Source organism: Ruegeria sp. CJ3, from assembly GCF_056536725.1.
Genome location: NZ_JBQFQE010000019.1, coordinates 1 through 4035 on the forward strand (window position 1 = coordinate 1; position 4035 = coordinate 4035).

The 4035-nt window shown below is 61.0% G+C and carries 3 protein-coding genes; all 3 read left to right on the plus strand.

The features are described from left to right. Window positions 1-97: 97 nt before the first annotated feature. The 3 genes from ACR0J1_RS19325 to phnY are packed head-to-tail and all read left to right on the plus strand — an operon-like array spanning window position 98 to window position 4014. Entirely contained in the window at window positions 98-1285 is a 1188-nt protein-coding gene (locus ACR0J1_RS19325) for a 2-aminoethylphosphonate--pyruvate transaminase (RefSeq protein WP_480734394.1), read from the plus strand. A gap of 20 nt (window positions 1286-1305) precedes the next feature. After that, window positions 1306-2553, plus strand: coding sequence for a phosphonoacetate hydrolase (gene phnA, locus ACR0J1_RS19330; RefSeq protein WP_480734395.1), 1248 nt, complete (start codon window positions 1306-1308; stop codon window positions 2551-2553). 18 nt (window positions 2554-2571) lie between these two features. Then, complete coding sequence (gene phnY, locus ACR0J1_RS19335) at window positions 2572-4014, plus strand: phosphonoacetaldehyde dehydrogenase (protein ID WP_480734396.1); 1443 nt, start codon at window positions 2572-2574, stop codon at window positions 4012-4014. Window positions 4015-4035 lie beyond the last annotated feature (21 nt).

The following is a 4035-nucleotide window of genomic DNA, read 5'->3' on the forward strand; positions in this document are numbered from 1 at the left end:
TATAAGCCGTGCTTATCCATTGATCGATATTCTCGATTTTACATATGGGGAGAGTGGTTGCAAACGTGTGTTAGTTACGCGGTATTGGAGCCTGGTGATGACGCAGTCTGAACATTTGATTGAAGCGCCCAAGATGGGTGAGGCGTATTTGCTGACGCCTGGACCTTTAACGACGTCTTATGCGGTGAAGCAGGCGATGTTGCGGGACTGGGGCAGCTGGGATGATGATTTCCGGGCGATGACGCGGGATATGCGGTCGCGGCTGCTGGCGCTGTTGGGTGAAGGGGCCGAAGCGTTTGACTGCGTTCCGATGCAGGGCTCGGGCAGTTTTGCGGTTGAGGCGATGCTGGCCTCGTTCATCCCGAAGGATGGCAAGGCGCTGGTGCTGGCGAACGGGGCCTATGGGCAACGCTCGGCGCAGACGTTGCAGTATCTGGGGCGCGATCATCTGGTGCTGGACAAGGGCGATTACCTGCCGCCGCGCGGGTCGGAAGTGGCCGAGATTCTGGCCAAGGACCCTGCGATCACCCATGTGGTTGCGATCCATTGCGAGACGTCCTCGGGCATTCTGAACCCGGTCGAGGAGATTTCCGAGGCGGTTTATGCGGCGGGGCGCAAGCTGCTGATCGATTCGATGTCGGCTTTTGGCGCGATCGAGTTGCAGCCGTCCGAGATCCGGTATGAGGCGATGGTGTCCTCGGCCAATAAGTGCATCGAGGGCGTACCGGGCTTTGGCTTCATCATCGCCCGCAAGGATGAGCTTGAGGCGGCCAAGGGCAACAGCCACTCGCTGAGCCTTGATGTGCATGCGCAATGGGCGCATATGGAAAAGACCGGCCAGTGGCGGTTCACCCCGCCGACCCATGTGGTTGCGGCCTTCCTCGAAGCGCTGAAGGCGCATGAAGTTGAAGGCGGCGTTGCCGGACGCGGCGCGCGTTACACCCGCAATCGTGACGTGATGGTCGCAGGCATGCGCGAGCTGGGCTTCGAGACGCTGCTGCAGAACCGCTGGCTGAGCCCGATCATCGTGACGTTTTTCTGCCCTGCGGACGAGAAGTTCGTGTTCTCGCGCTTTTACGATCTGATGAAGGACAAGGGCTTTATCATCTATCCGGGCAAGCTGACGGTTGTGGACAGTTTCCGCGTCGGCTGTATCGGGCAGATGGATGAGCATGTGATGCGGCAGGTTGTATCTGCCGCCAAGGAAACCCTGGCCGAGATGGGGGTCGCCAGCGCGGCGCCTCCGGCTCTTGCGCTGGAAGAACGCGCCAAACTGGCAGCCTAATTAACAAGGACACCCCCCAAATGACCATCCAAACCCCCGTGACCGCGAATGAGCGCGTCTACCCGGCCCCCAAAGTGCCTGCCATTGCCATCTGTCTGGACGGCTGCGAGCCGGAATATCTGGAAGTGGCCATCGCCAAGGGCCTGATGCCGACGCTCAAGCGCATCCGCGAGACCGGCACCGACCGTCTGGCGCATTCGGTGATCCCCAGCTTTACCAACCCCAACAACCTGTCGATTGCCACCGGTCGCCCGCCGATCGTGCATGGGATTTGCGGCAACTTCCTCTATGACCCGGAAACCGGCGAAGAGGTGATGATGAACGATGTGCGCTTCCTGCGCGCGCCGACCATCTTCTCGCAATTCTACGAGGCAGGCTATCGCGTCGCCATGGTCACCGCCAAGGACAAGCTGCGCGCACTGCTGGGCGCAGGCCTGAAGTTCGACGACGACCGCGCAGTTGCCTTCTCGGCGGAACGCTCGGGCGAGACCACCAAGGCCGAGCATGGCATCGACAATGCCAGCGCCTGGCTGGGCATGCCGGTTCCGGAAGTGTATTCCGCCGAACTGTCGGAATTTGTCTTTGCCGCTGGTGTGAAGCTGCTGAAAGAGATGCGCCCGGATGTGATGTACCTGTCGACCACCGACTATGTGCAGCACAAGTTCGCCCCCGAAGAGCAGGGCGCGCTGGATTTCTACGCCATGTTCGACAAATACCTGGCACAGCTGGATGAAATGGGCGCGGCCATCGTCGTCACCGCCGACCACGGCATGAAGGCCAAACACGAGCCGACCTCGAAAGAGCCCTCGGTCATCTACATGCAGGACGTGTTTGACGACTGGCTGGGTGAGGGCAAGGCCCGTGTAATCCTGCCGATCACCGACCCGTATGTGGTTCACCACGGCGCGCTTGGCTCGTTCGCTACGGTCTACCTGCCCGAAGGCGCTGACCGGGATGAGGTCAAGGCCAAGGTTGCGGCCCTGCCCGAGATGCTGGAAGTGCTGACCAAGGAAGAGGCGGTTGCCAAATACGAACTGCCCGCCGACCGCATCGGTGACCTGACCATGGTCTGCACCGGCGAGATGACCATCGGCACCTCGGCGGATCGTCATGATCTGGCTGCTCTGGGTGAGCCGCTGCGCAGCCATGGCGGCTTGACCGAGCAGGAGGTGCCCTTCATCGTCAACCGGGTGATCGATCTGGGCAACGCGCCCGATCTGCGCAACTTTGATGCGTTTTTCTACGCCACAACAGCGGCGGCGCAGTAAGCCATGAAGGACCAGACCGTGTCTGAGATCAGAAACGAGGGGATGCGCATCGGCGGCGAGATCGTCTTTACCGACGAGACGGTGCCGGTTCTCTATCCCTACACCAACGAAGTGATCGGCCATGTCCCCGCGGGCAAGGCCGAGCACGCCCGCAAGGCTTTTGAAATCGCAGCGGCCTATAAGCCCAAGCTGACCCGGTACGAACGCAGCCAGATCCTGCAACGCGCCGGTGAACTGATCGGCGAGCGCCGCGAGTATCTGGCCAAATGGCTGGTGCTAGAGCTGGGCATCTGCCACCAGCACGCGATCTACGAGACCAAGCGCGCGCAGGATGTCTATCAGTTCGCCGCCGCCGAGGCGCTGAAGGATGATGGCGAGATCTTTTCCTGCGACCTGACCCACAACGGCAAAGACCGTAAGATCTTCACCACCCGCGAACCGGTGGGCGCGATCAGCGCGATCACGCCGTTCAACCACCCGCTGAACATGGTCAGCCACAAGATCGCGCCCTCGATCGCATCCAACAACTGCATGGTGTGCAAGCCGACCGAGCTGACACCGCTGACGGCGCTGACGCTGGCGGATATCCTGTACGAAGCGGGCCTGCCGCCCGAGATGTTCCAGGTGGTCACCGGCTGGCCGCAGGACATTGGCGAAGAGATGATCGTCAATGACAAGATCGACATCATCACCTTCACTGGCGGTGTGCCGGTGGGCAAGATGATCGCGGCCAAGGCGGTCTATAAACGTCAGGCGCTGGAGCTGGGGGGCAATGACCCACTGATCGTTCTGAACGACCTTTCCGATGCCGATCTGGACAAGGCGGCCACCATTGCCGTCGCCGGGGCCACCGGAAACTCGGGTCAGCGCTGCACCGCGATCAAGCGCATTCTGGTGCAGGACAGCGTGGCGGACAAGTTTGTCCCGCTGGTGCTGGAGAAGGCCAAGAAGATCAAGTTCGGCGACCCGCAGGACCCCGAGACCGAGCTGGGCTGTGTGATCCACGACAAAGCGGCGGAAGTGTTCGAGACCCGCGTCTATCAGGCCGAGAAAGAGGGCGCAGAAATTCTCTACCACCCCGGTCGTCAGGGCGCGCTGCTGCCCCCCATCGTGGTCGACAAGGTGCCCCATGACAGCGAGCTGGTGATGGAGGAAACCTTCGGCCCCATCATCCCCATCGTCCGCGTGCCCGACAACGACGAGCAGGTGATGGCGATCTCGAACTCCACCGAGTTCGGCCTCAGTTCAGGCGTCTGCACCAACGACCTGAACCGCGCCATCGCCTATATCAACGGCCTCAACGTGGGCACCTGCAACATCTGGGAACAACCCGGCTACCGCATCGAGATGTCCCCCTTCGGCGGCATCAAAGACTCCGGAAACGGCGTCAAGGAAGGCGTCATCGAAGCCATCAAGTTCTTCACAAACGTCAAAACATACTCCCTACCATGGCCAAGGTGACCGGGATAAGAGAAACCTGAA